Origin of the sequence: Azospirillum sp. TSH64, from assembly GCF_003116035.1 — a bacterium.
Classification (GTDB): Bacteria; Pseudomonadota; Alphaproteobacteria; order Azospirillales; family Azospirillaceae; genus Azospirillum.
Map to the genome: position 1 here is coordinate 2,131,336 of NZ_LGQW01000015.1, position 18,018 is coordinate 2,149,353.

The following is an 18,018-nucleotide window of genomic DNA, read 5'->3' on the forward strand; positions in this document are numbered from 1 at the left end:
CGCCTCTCAACCGGCCAGTTCGCGCGACCGCCGGGCGGCGGCAGCGATGGCGGCGGTCATCACCGGCTGCACGCCCTCCGGCGCCATCAGCACTTCCAACGCTGCCTGGGTGGTGCCGTTCGGGCTGGTCACCGCCTTGCGAAGGTCGGCGGCCTCCTGCTGCGGCGAGGCGTCGAGCAGGGCGCCGGCACCCGACACGGTGGTGCGGGCCAGCCGCATCGCCAGATCGGCCGGCAGTCCGGCGGCCTCGCCGGCCTTGGCCATCGCCTCCACCAGGAAGAAGACATAGGCCGGGCCGCTGCCCGACACGGCGGTGACGGGATCCAGCAGCCCCTCGTCCTCCACCCAGGCGACATCGCCGACGGCCCGCAGCAGGCGGTCGGACAGGGCGCGCTGGCCGGTACTGACCCGGGCATTGGCGACGGCGACGGTCATGCCGCGGCCGATGGCGGCCGGCGTGTTCGGCATGGAGCGGACGACGACCGCCGCCTCCCCCAGCAGCCGTTCGAAATATGCGATGGTCTTGCCGGCGGCGACCGACAGGAAGACCGTACCGGGGCCGACCAGGGCGCGGTAGGACGGCAGCGCGTCCTCCATCACCTGCGGCTTCACCGCCAGGACGACCACGTCGGGAACGAAGCCGGCCGGTAGGGCGTCAGCGGCGGATGCCAGGGTGACACGGGCGTCGCCCGCCACCGATTGCGGCAGGCCGGCGCGGTCGACCACCACGACGCGCGACGCGATCCCGGCGGCGAGCCAGCCGTCCAGCATCGCCCCACCCATCTTCCCGCAGCCGACCAACAGCAGCGACGCACCCGATTCCGCCGTCATGACCCCTGCCCCTCTCCGGTTCGCCAGGGCTTTCCCGCCCAGGCTTCTTGTCTTGTCACGCTTCGCCCATGGTGTCGAGAATGGCGGCGGACACCGCCTCCGACGCCGACTTTCCGCCCCAGATCACAAACTGGAAGGCGGGATAGAAGCGCTCGCATTCCGACAGGGCGATCTCCACCAGATCCTCCAGCTGCTCCACCGCAGCGCCGCGCGCCCCGCGCAGCAGCATGGTCTGGCGGAACATCGGCGTATGCTCCTCCGAGCAGACGTCGAAATGACCCAGCCACATGCGGCCGTTGACCTCGGCCAGCAGCTCGGCGACGGCGGTGCGGCGGGCGGCCTGGACCTTCATGTCGAACTGGCAGGAGAACTGCATCGCGGCAACGTCCGGCTGCCAGACGAAATAGAGCCGGTAATCGCACCAGCGCCCGCCGATCTCAACGACCAGCTCGTCGTCGGTGGCGCGGTCGAAGGGCCATTCGTTGGCGGTGACGATCTCCTCGACCACGTCGAGCGGATTGTGGGCGGAAGTGGTGGTCTCTACGGCGACTGCCGACATGTCCGCGTCCTCCTGTGAAGGCGCTATGGGCGGTACCGTTCACCCGGACCGAAGAGACGCGCCGACGATAGCGCGCGGTCCGGGCCAATACCCCAAGATGATGAAAAAACGGGCTGAATCGAGGGCGAGACTGGCGCCGGCGCACACCCATCCGGCCGCGGGACGCGGCGCGGACAGGGACGACGGGAGGGGGCGTCGGGTATGCGGACGGCGGCGGCGACGCTCAGGCGGCCGGGGTGGCCTTGCTGCCGGGCTTGCCCTCTTCCGGCGTGACACTGGCCGGATCGGCCTCGACCACGGCAGGGACACCGGCGGCCTCGACGGCGACCGGCAGCGGTGCCTTCGCGGCGCTCAGCGATGCTACGGTCGCCTCAAGGGCGGCCAGCCGCTCGGCCATCACCTCCTGCTCCTCGCGGGCCTTGGCGGCCATGGCGCGGACAGCCTCGTATTCCTCGCGGCTGACGACGTCCATCCGCGACAGAATACGTTCGAGCTGGGCACGGAGCTGGCCTTCGGCCTCTTCGCGCAAGGACGAAAAGGCGCCGAGCGCGCCACCCGCCACACGGGCGAGATCGTCCAAAATCCTGTTGTCCACCTGCATCGCTCTGACTTCCGGTTACCGTTCGTTCATTATGGACGCCGCACGCGGCGACTTCAACGCCCTTGGCCGTGTGGGCAGGCCGTCAATTTCGCTGGGGCATTACTCGCGCCGGCCGTCATTTCGCAGGCGCCGCGTTGAAGCGGTCGCGCAGCGCCTTCAGGTCCAGGGTCTGGGTCGGGGCAGCCCAGGGGCCGGTCATGCGCAGGGTGAGCGGCGGCAGGTCGCCGTCCGTCTTTACCTTCAGGGTTAAACCCAGATCCACCTGCTCCTCGGCCAGCGAGACGGTGCCGGCCAGCGTGCCGTCGGCCGGCGCGGTGGTCAGACGGGCGTCCTCGGTGCGGATCACCCCGTTGTCGATGGCGAAACGGGCGTCGAGCCGGTCGAGCTTCGTTTCCCCACCCTGGAGCGCACCGGCGACCGCGGTCAGCACCTCCTGCGTGCGTTCCACCCCGGCAAGGCGGCTGCGCAACGCCGCAAGGTCGACGCCGCGCAGCACGCCACCCGACGCCACCGCCCGGCCGCGGCCGGTCAGGCTGCGCAGCAGCGCGTCGCCATGGCCGCTGCCCGACAGGGTCACGTCGAGGTCGACGGTGCCGCCACTGAGGCCGAGCCCGGTTAGGCCGGACAGCGCATTGCCCGTGTCGGCCTTGATGACGGTGAGATCGGCGTCGAGCTTGGGCGCCTGCCCGGCCGCAGTGGCGAGACGGCCGCTGAGACCGATCTGGCCGCCCTGCCACTCGCCGTCCAGTTGTTCCAGGGTCGCGACGCCCTTGGACAGGGTTGCCCGCAGCGCCGGCTGGGCGATGCGCTGCCCGCCCACCGTCAGGGAGGTGGAGGTCAGGCCGAGGCGGCCGTCCAGCGACTGCATCCAGGCGAGGTCGGACAGCGGGTCTGCCGGCGTTGCGGCGGGATCGGCAGCGGCGTTGGCGGGACGCCCGGCACCGTCGCCGACCAGCGGGGCGTTGCGCAGCCGGTCGAGGTCGAGGTCGCCGGTCTGGATGTCGGCCTGGAAGGCAGGGCGTTCAGCCTTGTGGTCCAGCACCAGCTTGCCGCGCAGGGGCACGCCGGCGACCAGCCCCTGGAGATTGTTCAGGGCAGGAGACGCCGCAGAACCCGACAACTCGCCGTAAAGATCGAGCGGGCCATAGGCACGGGCCAGCCCGGTGTCGGTGAACAGGGCGGCGATCCGCCCCATCTCCGGATGGGTGAGGCGGAGCTTGAGGTCGGCGCTGGGCGTGCGGTCCAGCCCGAGCAGAACGCCGCCGGCCTCCAGCGTGCCGCCGAGCATGCCGGCCGAGGCCTCCACCGCCAGCCGCTCGCCGTCGCCGGCCAGCCGCGCCTTGGCGCTGACGGCGCCCAGCCGCTCCGGCACCGGCAGGCCGCGCGGCCAGGACACGGCGCTGGGCAGGCCGCCCAGCGACTTGGCGTCGGCCGTCAGGGCGAGATTCACGCCGCGCAACGGGATCAGGCTGGCGACCTGGCCGTCGATGCGGGCCTGGAGACCGGCGATGTCGTCCACCTTGGCCTCGCGCACCGTCAGGGCGCCGGAGGCGACCGTGGCGTCGAGGCGCAGCCCCTGCACCGGCAGTCCGCCCACCGTCAGCTGCCCGACCCGCAGGTCGAGGTTGGCGTCGGCAATGCCGATCATGCGCTGCGGCGTCTGGGCGGAACCGGCAGAGCCGTTTGCGCTCCCATTGCGCGGGCCGACGGCGCGATTGGCCGGCTGGGCAGCGGTCTGGGAGGGCGCCAGCGAGGGCGCCTGGGCGGTCGCGGGATCGGCCGGCAGGTAGCCGTCCAGATTGAGGCGGTCGAGTTCCAGCCGGGCGCCGAAGGCGGGACGGCCCCGGTCGACATAGGCGATGGCACCGCTGAGGCGGCTGCTGTCGAAGCGGAAATCGAGGCCCGACAGTTCGAAGCGGTCGGCATGGCCCTGGAGACGGCCCGACAGCGAGGCGCGGCGCAGCCGGTCGGCCGGAACGCCATGCAGGTCGAGCTTCGCCCAGTCCAGCAGGGCGCGCAGGTTGTCGGCGTTCGCCTCCATCCGCACGTCCAGCGTCGGCTGCCCCCCCGGCGTCGTCACCTCCCCCGCCGCGACGAAGTCGGAGCCGCCGGGCAGCAGCGCGCTGATCCGGTCGATGTTCAGCCGGCCGCCGGACAGGCTGGCCTCGATCCGGCCCTGGCGCACCACGCCGCGGTTGTAGGCGATGGCATCGACGGCGACGTCCAGCTTGGCCTCCACCCCGGCCGGCAGCACGACGGACAGGGCCGGTGCCTTGGCGGCGCCGGACGAGTCCGCGGTGCCGGACGCGGCGGATGGGGTGGAGGCGGTTTTGCCGCCGTTGCGCGCGCCCTGGGCCAGCCAGGCATCGAGGTCGAGGCGGTTGACGGCGAGGGTCAGTTCGGTGCGCGGCTCCTCGCGCTTGGCGGGATCGCCGGCGCGGAGCGTTGCGTTGCCGGTGGCGCGCGTGTCGCCAAGCTGCGCTTCCAGCCCGGAGAAGGTGGCGAGGCTGGTCCCCGCTTCCACCGTCGAGCGCAGGCTGAAGGGCTGGGCCAGCGCCGCCGGAGCCCAGGAGGATTTCTGGGAGTCGATCAGCTTGGCGAAGTCGCTGCCCTCGGCGCGCAGATCGCCCTGGACCTTCGACCCGCCTCCGCCACTGCCCCCGCTGTTGCCGCCGCCGGTCAGGATGCCGGCGAAGCGCAGGGTGGCGTCAGTGTGCGGCATCGACAGGGTGGCGCGCACCGGCACCGCCGCTCCTTCGGTGAAACGGCCGGCGGTCGCCTCGCCATGCAGGGGCAGGCCGCGCAGGCGAAAATCGCCCTGAATCTGGAAAGGGCCGTTCAGGCTGCCGGCGGCGATGCGGGCGCTGAGGCCCGCCACCGTCTCGGTCCGGCCGTTGCGGTCGTCACGGTAGATGATCGTGCCGTTGTCGATCAGCACCTGATCGAAGCTGACGGCGGAGACCAGCCCCTCGGCCGCCCCCAGCCCGTCGCCGCCGCGGGTACCGGCGGTGGACAGGTCCCAGTTGATGCGGCCGTCCTTCAGCACCTCGACCACGAAGGTAGGTTCGACCAGAGCGATGCTTTCGACCTGGATGCGGCCGCCCAGCAGCGGGCCGAGCGCCACCCGGGCGTCGAGCTTCTTCAGGCGCACCATGTCGGGTTCGGCGGCACCGGCGGCGTTGGCGAGCCGGGCGTCGCGCACCGTCAGCGCCGGCGACGGCAGCAGGGTGAAGCCGACGTCGCCCCGCAACTCCACCTGCCGGCCGGTCGCCTGCGACACCCGTTCGGCGATGATGCCCTTGTAGGCGTTCCAGTCGATGAGGCTCGGCGCCGCCAGCAGCAGACCGGCCGTAACCGCCAGTCCGGCCAGTGCAGCGATCAGGATCTTCTTCACCGGGTTTCCGCCTTCCCTGCGACCGGCCCTGTCGTCGGCCGCGCCCCTTTGCCACGTCTATACAAAGACCAGTTCCCCCACCCACCGCACCGTCCGCTTCCGGTGCGCGCCATCCTTCGGTAAGCTAGCGCCCGCAGAAGAAACAAGCAATTTGGGCAATCCCACGGCCAAGTCGGGATCTGCCCGGATTTTTCGCAAAGTTTTTTCGTTCCGCCGCCCGCCGGAATCGGCCGTGCGGCGCCGAACCCCCCGAAAACAGCCACCGGAGACCGTGCCATGGGCGACGTGGTCAACCTCAACCGTTTCCGCAAGACCCGCGACAAGGCGGAACGCACCAGGGAAGCGGAGGCGAATCGGGCCCGATTCGGCCGCACCAAGGCGGAGAAGGAGCGCGACCGCAAGGATGCCGAGCGACGCACTCAGGCTTTGGATGGGCATAAGCTGGATGGGGAGGACTGACCGCATAAGCCGAAAGCGCGGCAAAGACCAAGCTGGGGAGTGGGAATAACCTCCGCTTTTTTGTTACTATTGGATATGCCGATAGTTCCCTATTGCGACTATCATGGCGGCTGTGTGACAGTGCCGGTCATGGGCGCCGGCGGGCGCTTTCCTAGGCTGATGGGGAGGGCCGTCTTCATGGTCGACATGACGTCTTTTCGCGGTTCGGTGCAGACGCCTCAGACGCAAACCCCCAACTGGCTGCCGGCGATCCGCTCGGTCGAGATGGACCGGCCCTGGGTCTGGCTGGCGTCGGCTTGGCAGGACATGATGGCCGCCCCCGGCATCAGCTTCGCCTACGGCGCTCTGGCGGTGATCTCCAGCCTGGTGCTGGTGGTCGGGCTGGCGACGCTGGACATGGAATATCTGCTGCTGCCGATGGCGGCGGGCTTCATGCTGGTCGGGCCGCTGTTCGCCGTCGGGCTCTATGAGACCAGCCGCCTGCTGGAACTGGGGGAACGGCCGACCTTCGGCAAGGTTGTCGCCGCCTATCGCCGCAACGGGGTCCAGATCGCCGGGATCGGCATGGTGCTGATGCTGGCGCTGCTGGCCTGGATCCGGGTCGCCTTCCTGATCTTCGCCCTGTTCTTCTCCGGCGAACCGCCGGCGCTGGACCAGCTGGTCGACCGCATCTTCTTCTCGGCGGAGACCATCCCCTTCCTGCTGACCGGGACGGTGTTCGGCGGGATCATCGCGACGGCGGTGTTCTCCATCGCCGTGGTGTCGGTGCCGATGCTGCTGGACCGCGAGACCGACGTCTTCACCGCCATGGCAACCAGCATCGCGGTGGTGCGCGCCAACGCCAAAGCGATGATCGCCTGGGGCTTCCTGATCGCCCTGTTCATGAGCGCCGGGATGGTCACCGGCTTCCTCGGGCTGGCCATCGCCCTGCCGGTCGTCGGGCATGCCTCCTGGCATTGCTACCGCGATCTGGTCGGCATCGGGCGGTAAAGTGGGGCAACCCTCTCCGCAAGCAGACAAAGCCCCTCTCCCCCGGCGGGAGAGGGGCTTTTTTCACCCCTTCTTGAAGAAGGCCTCGGCCGCGGATTTCTGCGCCTGCTTGGCGGCGATGGCCGCGCGGGCCCGGGTGATTTCCGCTTCCAGCGCGGCGATGTAGGCCTCGATCTCGGCCACGCCCATCACGGTCAGGTCCTTGGGTGCCGGCTTGGCCTTGCGCGGCTCCAGATCCTCGAAACGCTCGTCGATGGCCATGATCGGGCCCCTCCCCCTGCCGTGTTCTCAGCTCTTGGTCCGGCTTGTCAGGCCGGTTGCGCAAATCTACCTTTCGGGCCTGACATTGCCAAACAGACAAAAACGGAAGGGACGACCGCCATGGGTCTAAGCTTGCCCGACAGCATGCGCTGCGTCGAGATCACCCAGCCCGGCGGGCCGGAGGTTCTGCGCCCCGCCCGCCGGCCCGCCCCGGTGCCCGGCCCCGGCGAAATCCTGGTGGAAGTCGCCGCAGCCGGCGTGAACCGCCCAGACACGCTGCAGCGCCAGGGCCGCTACGACCCGCCGCCGGGTGCATCCGACCTGCCGGGGCTGGAACTGTCCGGCACGGTGATCGCCATCGGCGACGGGGTGGAGAGCTGGGCCAGCGGCGACAGGGTCTGCGCGCTGGTTGCCGGCGGCGGCTATGCCGAATATTGCGTGGTGCCGGCGGTGCAGGCCCTGCCCGTCCCAAGCCCGCTGTCGATGGTCGAGGCGGCGGCAGTCCCTGAAACCTTCTTCACCGTCTGGACCAACGTGTTCGAGCGCGGTGCCCTGAAGCGTGGCGAGACCCTGCTGATCCATGGTGGATCGAGCGGCATCGGCACGACCGCCATCCAGCTGGCCAAGGCCTTCGGCGCGACGGTGTTCACCACCGCCGGCAGCGACGACAAGTGCCGCGCCTGCGAGGAGTTGGGGGCCGACCGCGCCATCAACTACAAGACCGAGGATTTCGTCGCGGTCATCCGCGAAGCGACCGGCGGTCGCGGCGTCGATGTCGTTCTGGACATGGTCGGCGGCGACTACATCGCCCGCGACATCGACATCATGGCGGTGGACGGCCGTCACGTTTCCATCGCCTTCCTGCAGGGGGCGAAGGTGTCGCTGAACATGGCGCCGGTGATGACCAAGCGGCTGACGCTGACCGGATCGACGCTGCGCGCCCGCCCGGTGGCGGAGAAGGGCCGCATCGCCACGGCGCTCCGCGAGCATGTCTGGCCGCTGCTGGAGACCGGCGGCATCAAGCCGCAGATCCACGCCACATTCCCGCTGGACCAAGCGGACGAGGCGCACCGGCTGATGGAAAGCAGCGCGCATATCGGCAAGATCGTGCTGACGGTGGGACCGGACGCCGCCTGATTTTGCGCTTTTCTTCGCCGCTGCGGCGCCGTCGGGCTTGCCATCCGCTGCCAAGACAGGTTAGCAGAGGCGAGCGGGCGGCCGGGATTTCCCGGTGCGCCTGCGCAAGCATGCTTACGCGGACCGGTATTCGCCCTATATCGTGGTGACGAGAATGGGGCGGCCGCCCCCGGAGTCGCGAAGCCGGGTCGCGAAGCCGCCCCCGCGCCGCATAACCAGTTAGAACGGCCGGCCGCACCACCCGCCAGCGGGTGCGGCCGGTAAAGAAGTTTGTCAGGAGGGATGATGGCTCTGCCCTTGATGCCGAAAGCGACAGCCGTCTGGCTGGTCGAGAACACGTCCTTGTCCTTCGAGCAGATCGCCGCCTTCTGCGGCATGCATTCGCTGGAAGTCCAGGCCATCGCCGACGGCGAGGTCGCGGTCGGCATGGTGGGGCTGGACCCCATCGCCAACGGCCAGCTGACCAAGCAGGAGATCGAGCGCTGCGAGAAGAATCAGGATCTGCGCCTGAAGCTTCTGGTCGCCGACCTGCCGCAGGTCGCCTCCCGCTCCAAGGGTCCGCGCTACACCCCGATCACCAAGCGCGGCGACAAGCCCGACGCCATCGCCTGGCTGCTGAAGCACCATCCGGAGCTGTCGGATGCCCAGGTCTGCCGCCTGATCGGCACCACCAAGCCGACCATCGCCGCGGTGCGCGACCGCACCCACTGGAACGTCGCCAACATCAAGCCGCGCGGCCCGGTGATGCTGGGCCTCTGCTCCCAGCGCGAGCTGGAAGAGGCGCTGGCCCTGGCGATCCGCCGCGGCGGCGTGCCGCGCGCGCCGGAGGATGCCGCCGAGGACTTCTACGGCGAAGGCCGCGAGGACGACCGTTATTCCGAACAGGAAGACGCGCACTGAGGGGGGTGTCCCTCTCCCCGGGCGGGAGAGGGAATACCGCTTGAAGAGAGCTTGGAATCCGGCCATGACCGATCCCACCATCCCGCCGCCCCGGCTCGTCGTCGGCATCAGCGGCGCGTCGGGAGTGATCTACGGCATCCGCATGCTGCAGACGCTGCGGCGGATCGGCGTCGAATCGCATCTGGTGGTCAGCCGGTCGGCCGAGGTCACGCTGGCGCATGAAACCGCCATGAAGGTGGCCGAGCTGCGGGCGCTGGCCGATGTCAGCTATGCCGCCGTCGACATCGGCGCGGCCGTGTCCAGCGGCAGCTTCCGCACGCTGGGCATGGTGGTCGCCCCCTGCTCCGTCCGGACAATGAGCGAGATCGCCAGCGGCGTCACCTCCACCCTGCTGACGCGGGCGGCGGATGTGGCGCTGAAGGAACGGCGCCGGCTGGTGCTGATGGTGCGGGAGACGCCGCTGCATCTCGGTCACCTGCGCACCATGACCGCGCTGGCCGAAATGGGGGCGGTGATCGCGCCACCTGTCCCGGCCTTCTATGCCAAGCCGCAGGGCATCGACGATCTGGTCGACCATTCGGTTGGCCGGGTGCTCGACCTGTTCGGGCTGGACGCCGGCAACCTGCGGCGCTGGGGCGAGGAATAGCTGAGACACCTGACCCGCGGCGGTCGCCCAACAGGTGGCTTGGAGCGCGGGCACAATGCCGTTATACCGCTGTCGATGCACCACGACGCGGAACCGGCATCGCCGCCGGCCGGCGCCAAAGGGGAAAAGCCCATCATGCCCTTCAGCAGCAAACCGTCCGAGCCCATCCGCCAGCTTCTGGCCGGCATCAAGGCATTCCGCGCCCGCTATTATGAGCGGCGCCCCGACAGCATGCGGCAACTGGCGACCGAAGGGCAGCACCCGGAGGTCCTTCTGATCGGCTGCTCCGACAGCCGCGTCGACCCGGCGCTGCTGACGATGGCCGAACCCGGCGAGATGTTCGTCGTGCGCAACGTCGCCAACCTCGTCCCGCCCTACCAGCCCGACGGCGCCTATCACGGCACCTCGGCCGCCATCGAATATGCGGTCAAGGCGCTGAAGGTGTCGGAGATCATCGTGCTGGGCCATGCCAAGTGCGGCGGCATCCAGGGCCTGATCCGGCTGCGCGCCGGGCAGAAGGCGGAGGATGATTTCGTCTCTCCCTGGGTGTCCATCGCCGGCTCCGCGCTCGACCCCTATGTCGGGCCGGAAGGCTCCGAACAGGCGCGCGCCGATGCGGAGAAGCTGCAGAACACCCCGGCGGTGATCGAACGCGCCGCAGTGCGCGCGTCGGTCGAGAACCTGATGACCTTCCCCTTCGTGCGCGAAGGGGTGGAGGCCGGCACGCTGAACATCCATGGCTGGTGGTTCGACATCGAGTCGGGCGAGATGTGGGCGATCCATCCCGTCACCCGACTGTTCCAGCCGGTCGAGTGAGCGGCTCGGCGAGCCGTTTCAGGCCAGGAAGCGTTAACCCGAGCGCCGGCACGGGATTTGCCGGCCCCCTGCCCTGTTGAGGGCGAAGGAAAAACTCTCCTTCGCAATCCTCATAAGAGAAAGGGACTGCCATGAAGACCGCGCTCCGCTTCGTGATCGTCGCCGCCGTGCCGCTGGCGCTCGCCGCCTGCAACCAGACCAGCAGCAACAGTGGCGGTGGACTGTTCGGCAACAGCGGCGGCGGCGGGCTGTTCGGATCGGGAAATTCCGACTCCTACGCCCGCAACGGCCGCTGCGACGACCCGCGCTACAACACCTCCAACGGCGGCCACGCCGAGGCCGGGACCGACGATTACGACTGCTCCCGCTACGGCAACGGCCTGAAGCGCTGAGCCAGCGCCGCCAGCTCGGCGGCCATGCGCCTGGCGACCGCAGGCCAGTCGCCGGGCGCCGGCTGCCGGAACAGGCGGGCTGTCGGATACCAGGGGCTGTCGTCACGGCCGGTCAGCCAGCGCCAGTCCGCCGAGAAGGGCAGCGCCACCCACAGCGGCACGCCCAGCGCGCCGGCGAGATGGGCCGGCCCGGTGCAGGACGACACCACCAGATCCAGGTTCGCCATGATCGCCGCGGTGTCGGCGAAGTCCGAGATGGCGGTCCCCAGATCGGTGAAGCTGTCCGGCAGGACGCTCTCGGCAAGGCCGGCGCGTCCCGGCCCCATCTGCAATCCATAGAACCGGCAGCCCGGCACATCGAACAGGCCGCGCAGTCCGGCGAGCCTCGGCGAGCGCTCCTCGTCGCCGGGGAAGCGCGGGTTGCCGGCCCAGACGACGCCGACGCGCAGCCCGTCCCGCCGCCCCAGCCGCTCCCGCCAACGGGCGATCCGCGCCGGGTCAGGGCGCAGGTAGGGGGTGTCGGCGGGCACGCTGTCGAGATCGGTGGCGAAGGCGCGCGGCAGGCTCATCAGCGGAGATTCGAGATCGAAAGGCGGCAGCGGATCGCCACGCGCGATGATCTCCGCCGCCCCCTCAAGCCCGGCCATCAGGGGCATCAACGGCCGCTGCACCTCCAGCACCACCCGGCCGCCGCGGGCCGCCACCAGCGGGACATAGCGCAGGAACTGCAGCGTGTCGCCCAGCCCCTGCTCGGCATAGAGCAGGATGCTGCGGCCGTTCAGCGGCTCGCCCTGCCACAGCGGCTGAGGGAACGGCCGCCAGGGCGGATCGGCATGGGCGTCACGGCGGCGCCAGTCGAACTCTGGCCAGCCGCCCCGGTAATCGCCGGCCATCAGCCGGGCGAAGCCGAGATTCCAGTGCAGACCGACATCTTCCGGCCGGTCGGCCAGCGCACGCTCGAACTCGACGGCAGCCTGCGCCGGGCGGGCCATGGCGACCAGGGCGATGCCCCGCGCCGCATGGACCGACGGGCCCGGTCTCAGGCTCTCCGCCGCGGCGAAGGCCTCCAGCGACTCCGGGAAGCGGGCGAGCTTGGCCAGGACGGCGCCCAACACCTCCCACGGCTCGGCGGCAGTGCGGTCAATGGTCAGCGAGTCACGGGCGGCGGACTCGGCCTCCATCCAGCGACGTTGGACTGCCAGGGCGGCGGCAAGGGTCGCAAGTGCAACAGCAGACCGGGCGTTCAGGCCCAACGAGCGGCGGGCACAGCGTTCGGCCGCCCTTGCATCGCCGCAGGACAGCAGGGCGGCGGCCCGGTTCGCCAGCGCATCGGCATGATCGGGCGCCAGGGCCAGCGCAAGGCCGGCGGCCGTCAGCGCGGCCGGCACCTGTCCCAGCCGGCGCAACGCGCCGGCGCGGCTGGCATGGGCATCGGCGAGGTCCGGCATCAGGCGCAGCGCCCGGCCATAGTACCGCACGGCGGCGTCGAGGGCGCCGGCGGACTGCTCGACTCCGGCGAGGTTCGACAGCCCGCCGGCCCCGTCGGGACGCAGCGCCACGGCAAGGCGCAGGCACCGGTGCGCCGCCGCCTGACGGCCAGTCTGCGCGGCGAGCACCCCCAGAAGCTGCATGGCGTCGGCATATTCGGGGTCGGCGCCGAGGATTCGGCGGTAGATGTCCTCCGCCTCCGCCACGCGGCCCGCCTGATGGTGGTCCAGCGCGATCAGCAGAGCCTGTGACAAAGTAACCATCGGGTCTCTTATAAGATGACGGGCTCGCTACCGGGATCCGGATCATGCCCTTCCGGCACCCGGCCGGTCCAGCCGGGCCTACGTCTGAAATCGTCGCAAACGGTCACAGAATTGGGTTTTTCCCTGGATTGTCATGATGCTGACCCATCGTTATTGTCCGCGCCGTTCTTCGAGGAGCGGATCATGACCACCCGCCCAATCCGGGCACTCTGCCACTCCGGCCTCCGCCGGGTTACTCTCGCCGCCGCCCTGACCGTCTGTTTCGGGATCGCCGCCGCGCAGGCCAATGAGGGCGCCAAGCCGAACGGCTGCCCATGGGCCCAGGATGTGACGCTGGAGATCAACGGCAAGACACTGACCCTGAAGCAGGATGCCTTCACCACCACCAGCCCCGAACCGCTGGAGATCGAGCAGTTCAAGGTGTTCCCGTTGATTGACCAGTTGAAGCTGCGCATCATCGGACCGAAGGGACGCGAATGGGAGGCGGCGCTGACCCGCCTGGTCAGCGGCAAGCGGTGCAGCGCCTTCTATGCCGGCAAGCCGGTGCTGGTGTCCAACACGGTGCGCGATCCGAACGAACTGATCCTGAACCGTTAGATCAGTCCCCCAGCATTCCCAGCAGGTCATCCAATGCCGGGTCGCCGCTGGGCACCAGCAGCGCCATGTTAGCGGCGGCAAGCTCAACGCCGCCGCCCGGTTGCGGGATGAAGCCCGCCGTGGCGAACAATCGGTCCTGCTGGACCCGCTCGGCCTCCAGTTCCGCGGCCTTCATGCGCCGATAGAAGACCTCGTCCTCCGCCTTGGCACGGCGGCGCAGGGCGCGGAGCGGACGCACCACCTCGTCGCGCCAGCCGGCGACCGCCCCGTCGAGGCGAACCAACTCCTCGGCCGACAGGCGGATGCCGCACTCCAGGCCGGCCCAGGCGGCGAACAGCAGCACATTCACGTCGACCCCGCGCCGGTCCTGAAGGGACAGGCAGCAGGCCGGTACCCCCGGCCGCCCATAGACGGCCAGGGAAAAGTCCCAGAAGGGATTTGCGGACATTCCGCCCATCGCCACAAGGATCAGTCGCCGAAGCTGATGTTCAGGCCGCGGGCCGTCTTCACCAGCGCGCCGTCCAGCTCGACGCAGGAATAATGCTCGATCGCCTCGGTGATCGGCACGTCGATGACGCCGCGGTTGGACCAGGCGACCATGCGGTTGAACTTGCCCTCCGCGATCAGATCGACGGCATGGACGCCGAAGGCCGAGGCGATCAGGCGGTCGCGCGGGCTGGGCATGCTGCCGCGCTGGACGTGGCCCAGCACGGTGACGCGGGTTTCGGCCCCGGTGGCGTCGGCAATCTTCTCGCCGATATAGTCGCCGATGCCGCCATAGCGCTTCTCACCGCCCTGGAGGATCTTCTTGACCCCGGTGCCTTCCAGCGTCTTCACCGCTTCCGACACCACGACCAGGGCGAAGTTGCGGCCGGAGTCGCGCACGCTCTGGATCTTGGCGGCGATGCTTTCGATGGAATAGGGGATCTCCGGGATCAGGATCACGTCGGCCCCGCCGGCGATGCCGGCCGCCAGCGCGATGTGTCCGGCATCGCGGCCCATCACCTCCAGCACCATCACGCGGTGGTGGCTGGCCGCGGTCGGCTGCAGGCGGTCCAGCGCCTCCACCGCCACGGCGACAGCGGTGTCGTAACCGACCGACACCTCGGTCTTGCCCAGGTCGTTGTCGATGGTCTTGGGCACGCCCACCATCGGGAAGCCGCCCTTCTGCGCCAGCTTGTGCAGGATGGCGAAGCTGCCGTCGCCGCCGATGCCGATCAGCGCGTCCAGCCCGAGTTCGCGGTAGCCGCCGATGATCTCGTCGGAACGGTCCTTCAACGTGCCGTCCGGCATCGGATAGGCGAAGGGGTCGCCGCGGTTGGTCGTGCCCAGGATGGTGCCACCCTGGCGCATCATGTGGCCGTCGACGGAGCCGAGATCGAGCGTCTGGTACTGCACCGGGCGCTGGAGAAGGCCTTGGGTGCCTTCCTTGATGCCCAGCACCTGCCAGCCATAGCCGGTGGCGCGGTGGACCACCGCACGGATGACCGCGTTCAGCCCGGCGCAATCGCCGCCGCTGGTCAGGATGCCGATGCGCTTGCCGGCTTTATTAGGGGCAGTCATTGAGGGTTTCCCGTCCCGTTCGCCTGTTCATTGAAATGGACCACCATGTTACCGGATCAGAACTTTCCCGCAATCGTTGCCCGCATCCGCAAAGGGGGCATTGCGCCCGCGGCACCCATCCGCAACGACGTCGGGCATGCCAAAGGTCCGAGCCAGCGGTTTGGCGGTGCGGTACCGCCGGAAATCTGGTATAGTCCGGCCCGCCCAGCCAAAGGGTCACCCGCAAGAGCACCCCCGACCCACCCGGGGCAACGGCCATTCCTAACGGGCGCGATGAACGAGCAAGAGATTTTGAAGGAAAAGCTGGCGAGCTTGCGCAGCGAGCACCGCGACCTGGACGATGTCATCGCCCGGCTGGTCGAACGTGCGCCCTATGACCAGTTGCAGATGCAGCGGCTGAAGAAGCGCAAGCTGATGCTGAAGGACCAGATCATGGTCCTGGAGAGCCGGCTGCTGCCGGACATCATCGCTTAATCATTCCCTCTCCCGGGACGGGAGAGGGAGAACCTCGTCACCCCTTCTTGGGCACGGTGAAGAACTGGATGCCCATCTGGAAGCTGCGGGCGATGTTCTCGGCCTTGCCGATCAGGAAATTGGCGCCTTCGGCCGGCAGGACCTCGTGGGCGGTCTGGCGGAACAGGCCCAGCCAGCGTTCAAAATGCGGCGGCTCCAGCCCCAGCGAGATGTGGACCGGCATCGGACGCCCGTCGTAGCGCTGGGTCAGCAGGGCGATGGACGACCAGAAATCCATCATCTTGCGCAGGTGCGGCTCCCAATCGGTGATGGCACGGCCAAAGATCGGGCCAAGCTCCTCGTCCTTCATGATCTTGCCGTAGAAGGTCCGCACCAGCGTCTCGATCGACGCCTCGTCGATGCCGACGGCGGCCATCCGTTCCTCCGCCATGGCAGTGCGGATGTCGCGGTGTTCCTTGCGCTGGGTGTCGCCGAGGTCTTCGCCGGAAACGGGGTCGGTCATGCGATGGGTCCGCCGAGTGAATTGAGCAGGGTCTATCCGGTCCATATAAGGCGGCACCATAAGTGGAACCATGTTCCGCCGGAAGGGCCGGAATGTCGCAGCCGCAGGGTGGGATTCGTGGCACGCAGGCGCTGAGGAAAGGCGCCGCCTCTGGACAGAAGCCCGACTCTTCCTATAATGCGCCGCTTTCCGGACCTTGAGGAAAGCGCCAGGCCGTGACCGCCGACCACTCCCCCAACAGCACCGCTTCGGCTGCCGGCGTCCAGCCGCTGGTCGGCATCATCATGGGCAGCCAGTCCGACTGGACGACGATGAAACACGCCGCCGACACGCTGGCGGCGCTGGGCGTCCCGCATGAGGTCCGCATCGTTTCCGCCCACCGCACCCCGCACCGGCTGGTGGAATACGCCACCACCGCCAAGGCGCGCGGGCTGAAGGTGGTGATCGCCGGGGCTGGCGGCGCCGCCCATCTGCCGGGCATGGCCGCGTCGATGACGCCGCTGCCGGTCTTCGGCGTGCCGGTCGAAAGCCACGCGCTGAAGGGCATGGACAGCCTGCTGTCCATCGTGCAGATGCCGGGCGGCGTGCCGGTCGGCACGCTGGCCATCGGCAAGGCCGGCGCCATCAACGCCGCCTTGCTGGCCGGCTCTGTCATAGCATTGATGGACCCGGCGGTGGCCGACGCGCTGGACGGTTGGCGCGCCCGCCAGACCGCCGCGGTCGCCGAAGCCCCCGTCGACGATCCTGCCTGATAACTGGCCTGATGACTGGCCTGATGACTGGCCCGGACAACTTGAAAGCCTCACCGTCATGACCGGCACCCCATCCGGCACTCCCCTGCCCCGCCTCGCCCCCGGCTCCACCATCGGCATGCTGGGTGCCGGACAGCTCGGCCGGATGACGGCGCTGGCCGCGGCACGTCTGGGCTACAAAACCCATGTCTACGCCCCCGACGCGGCCGACAGCCCGGCGGCGCAGGTCAGCGCCGCCGCGACCGTCGCCGGCTGGGACGATCTGGAGGCGCTGGAGCGCTTCGCCCGCTCGGTCGATGCGGTGACGCTGGAGTGGGAGAATGTGCCGGTCGCCACGGCCGAGCATCTGCGCCGCTTCACCAACCTGAACCCCGGCCCGAACGTGCTGTCGGTGGCGCAGGATCGCATCGCGGAAAAGAGCTTCGTCAACGCGCTGGGCATCGCCACCGCTCCTTGGCGCGCCGCCAACAGTGCCGAGGAGGTCGCGCGCGCGGTGGCCGAGGTCGGTCCGCGCTGCGTGCTGAAATCGACGCGGCTCGGCTATGACGGCAAGGGCCAGGCCCGGCTGGACAGCGGCAGCGATCCGGCCGCCGCCTGGGCTAGCATCGGCGGCGGCAAACCCGGCGTGGAGGGCATCGTCGAGGGCTTTGTCACCTTCGCCTGCGAAGTGTCGGTGATCGTCGCCCGCGGCGCCGACGGCGCGATGGTGGCCTATCCGGCGGTGGAGAACCGGCACAAGGACGGCATCCTCGACGTCACCATAGCACCCGCCGCGCCGGAAAAGGTGTCGGCGGCAACCGCGGCGGAGGCCGACCGCATCGCGCGGCGCATCGCCGAGGCCCTGGATCTGGTCGGTGTGCTGGCGGTGGAGATGTTCGTCACCGCCGATGGCGCCGTGCTGGTCAACGAGATGGCGCCGCGCCCGCACAATTCCGGCCACTGGACGATGGACGCCTGCGCCACCTGCCAGTTCGAACAGCTCGTCCGCGCCGTCTGTGGCCTGCCGCTGGGCTCGGTGGAGCGGGTGGCCGATGCCGAGATGACCAACCTGATCGGCGACGACGTGCTGAGCTGGCCGGAACTGCTGGCCGAGCCCGGCGCCCGGCTGCACCTGTACGGCAAGGCGGAAGCCCGGCCCGGCCGCAAGATGGGCCACGTCAACCGGCTGTTCCCACGGCGCTGACGCCGGCACCGTGGCAGAAGCCGAAAGGCCCCGCGACCGGCACGGTCGGCGGGGCCTTTTCTATTTGGACGGAGGCTCGGTCCCGCCGCCACCGACGTGCAGCCACTGCACGCGCTGCGCCGGCGGATGGACATCACCGGTTTCTCGGCCGCGACGGGACGGCTGGAGAATGGCGGTTGAGCCTGCCCGGCTCAAGGCCGAAAGAGCGCA

At 69.4% G+C, this 18,018-nt stretch carries 20 protein-coding genes; 11 read left to right on the forward strand and 9 right to left on the reverse strand.

Translation table 11 applies throughout. From position 1 onward, the window contains the following. Positions 1 to 6: 6 nt before the first annotated feature. The 4 genes from proC to TSH64_RS11235 all read right to left on the reverse strand — a co-directional run bounded on the left by proC (position 7) and on the right by TSH64_RS11235 (position 5,385). Positions 7 to 831, reverse strand: a complete 825-nt coding sequence (gene proC, locus TSH64_RS11220) for a pyrroline-5-carboxylate reductase (RefSeq protein ID WP_109096808.1) — start codon at positions 829 to 831, stop codon at positions 7 to 9. 55 nt (positions 832 to 886) lie between these two features. After that, positions 887 to 1,390 (reverse strand): YbjN domain-containing protein, encoded by a 504-nt coding sequence (locus TSH64_RS11225; protein ID WP_098739647.1) that lies wholly within the window; start codon positions 1,388 to 1,390, stop codon positions 887 to 889. Between the two features lie 223 nt (positions 1,391 to 1,613). Further along, positions 1,614 to 1,991 (reverse strand): accessory factor UbiK family protein, encoded by a 378-nt coding sequence (locus TSH64_RS11230; protein ID WP_109096809.1) that lies wholly within the window; start codon positions 1,989 to 1,991, stop codon positions 1,614 to 1,616. A 115-nt stretch (positions 1,992 to 2,106) separates the two neighbouring features. Then, a complete protein-coding gene (locus TSH64_RS11235) occupies positions 2,107 to 5,385 on the reverse strand; it encodes an AsmA family protein (RefSeq protein WP_109096810.1) in 3,279 nt (1,092 codons plus the stop codon). Between the two features lie 276 nt (positions 5,386 to 5,661). On the opposite strand from TSH64_RS11235, the gene TSH64_RS11240 reads away from it, so the two are divergent. Both TSH64_RS11240 and TSH64_RS11245 read left to right on the forward strand, forming a co-directional pair. After that, on the forward strand, positions 5,662 to 5,844 hold the full coding sequence (locus TSH64_RS11240; RefSeq protein WP_109096811.1) for a DUF4169 family protein: 183 nt from the start codon (positions 5,662 to 5,664) through the stop codon (positions 5,842 to 5,844). 177 nt (positions 5,845 to 6,021) lie between these two features. After that, the gene (locus tag TSH64_RS11245) at positions 6,022 to 6,834 is read left to right on the forward strand and encodes a DUF2189 domain-containing protein (RefSeq protein ID WP_109096812.1); all 813 of its coding nucleotides are present in this window, start codon (positions 6,022 to 6,024) and stop codon (positions 6,832 to 6,834) included. Between the two features lie 63 nt (positions 6,835 to 6,897). Here TSH64_RS11245 and TSH64_RS11250 read toward each other — a convergent pair whose 3' ends face one another. Further along, entirely contained in the window at positions 6,898 to 7,095 is a 198-nt protein-coding gene (locus TSH64_RS11250) for a DUF1192 family protein (protein ID WP_109096813.1), read from the reverse strand. A gap of 120 nt (positions 7,096 to 7,215) precedes the next feature. Between TSH64_RS11250 and TSH64_RS11255 the strand changes: the two genes are divergently transcribed. The 5 genes from TSH64_RS11255 (at position 7,216) to TSH64_RS11275 (ending at position 10,986) form a co-directional block, all read left to right on the forward strand. After that, positions 7,216 to 8,232 carry an NAD(P)H-quinone oxidoreductase gene (locus TSH64_RS11255; RefSeq protein ID WP_109096814.1) on the forward strand — a complete coding sequence of 339 codons (1,017 nt, stop codon included), beginning with the start codon at positions 7,216 to 7,218 and terminating at the stop codon, positions 8,230 to 8,232. Between the two features lie 285 nt (positions 8,233 to 8,517). After that, entirely contained in the window at positions 8,518 to 9,132 is a 615-nt protein-coding gene (locus tag TSH64_RS11260) for a DUF1013 domain-containing protein (protein WP_109452530.1), read from the forward strand. Positions 9,133 to 9,196: 64 nt separating this feature from the next. Then, positions 9,197 to 9,778 (forward strand): UbiX family flavin prenyltransferase, encoded by a 582-nt coding sequence (locus TSH64_RS11265; protein WP_109096815.1) that lies wholly within the window; start codon positions 9,197 to 9,199, stop codon positions 9,776 to 9,778. A 135-nt stretch (positions 9,779 to 9,913) separates the two neighbouring features. Further along, the gene (locus TSH64_RS11270; RefSeq protein WP_109452532.1) at positions 9,914 to 10,594 is read left to right on the forward strand and encodes a carbonic anhydrase; all 681 of its coding nucleotides are present in this window, start codon (positions 9,914 to 9,916) and stop codon (positions 10,592 to 10,594) included. A gap of 131 nt (positions 10,595 to 10,725) precedes the next feature. After that, positions 10,726 to 10,986, forward strand: coding sequence for a hypothetical protein (locus TSH64_RS11275; RefSeq protein ID WP_098739639.1), 261 nt, complete (start codon positions 10,726 to 10,728; stop codon positions 10,984 to 10,986). On the opposite strand, the gene TSH64_RS11280 is transcribed toward TSH64_RS11275, so the two are convergent. Continuing rightward, entirely contained in the window at positions 10,962 to 12,737 is a 1,776-nt protein-coding gene (locus TSH64_RS11280) for a tetratricopeptide repeat protein (protein ID WP_109096816.1), read from the reverse strand. The two genes, TSH64_RS11275 and TSH64_RS11280, sit on opposite strands and share 25 nt — an antisense overlap. Positions 12,738 to 12,920: 183 nt before the next feature. Here TSH64_RS11280 and TSH64_RS11285 point away from each other — a divergent pair, with 183 nt between their 5' ends. Further along, positions 12,921 to 13,334 (forward strand): hypothetical protein, encoded by a 414-nt coding sequence (locus tag TSH64_RS11285; RefSeq protein WP_109452534.1) that lies wholly within the window; start codon positions 12,921 to 12,923, stop codon positions 13,332 to 13,334. 1 nt (position 13,335) lies between these two features. On the opposite strand, the gene TSH64_RS11290 is transcribed toward TSH64_RS11285, so the two are convergent. Further along, a complete protein-coding gene (locus tag TSH64_RS11290; protein WP_109452536.1) occupies positions 13,336 to 13,782 on the reverse strand; it encodes a TIGR02444 family protein in 447 nt (148 codons plus the stop codon). A 20-nt stretch (positions 13,783 to 13,802) separates the two neighbouring features. Then, positions 13,803 to 14,897 (reverse strand): ATP-dependent 6-phosphofructokinase, encoded by a 1,095-nt coding sequence (locus TSH64_RS11295; RefSeq protein WP_109096817.1) that lies wholly within the window; start codon positions 14,895 to 14,897, stop codon positions 13,803 to 13,805. Positions 14,898 to 15,170: 273 nt separating this feature from the next. Between TSH64_RS11295 and TSH64_RS11300 the strand changes: the two genes are divergently transcribed. Then, positions 15,171 to 15,371, forward strand: coding sequence for a DUF465 domain-containing protein (locus TSH64_RS11300; RefSeq protein ID WP_085089646.1), 201 nt, complete (start codon positions 15,171 to 15,173; stop codon positions 15,369 to 15,371). A gap of 37 nt (positions 15,372 to 15,408) precedes the next feature. Here TSH64_RS11300 and TSH64_RS11305 read toward each other — a convergent pair whose 3' ends face one another. Continuing rightward, on the reverse strand, positions 15,409 to 15,873 hold the full coding sequence (locus tag TSH64_RS11305; protein ID WP_247872882.1) for a group III truncated hemoglobin: 465 nt from the start codon (positions 15,871 to 15,873) through the stop codon (positions 15,409 to 15,411). 215 nt (positions 15,874 to 16,088) lie between these two features. Here TSH64_RS11305 and purE point away from each other — a divergent pair, with 215 nt between their 5' ends. Both purE and TSH64_RS11315 read left to right on the forward strand, forming a co-directional pair. Further along, entirely contained in the window at positions 16,089 to 16,625 is a 537-nt protein-coding gene (gene purE / locus TSH64_RS11310; RefSeq protein ID WP_109096818.1) for a 5-(carboxyamino)imidazole ribonucleotide mutase, read from the forward strand. Positions 16,626 to 16,683: 58 nt separating this feature from the next. Further along, complete coding sequence (locus tag TSH64_RS11315) at positions 16,684 to 17,808, forward strand: 5-(carboxyamino)imidazole ribonucleotide synthase (protein ID WP_109096819.1); 1,125 nt, start codon at positions 16,684 to 16,686, stop codon at positions 17,806 to 17,808. Positions 17,809 to 18,018 lie beyond the last annotated feature (210 nt).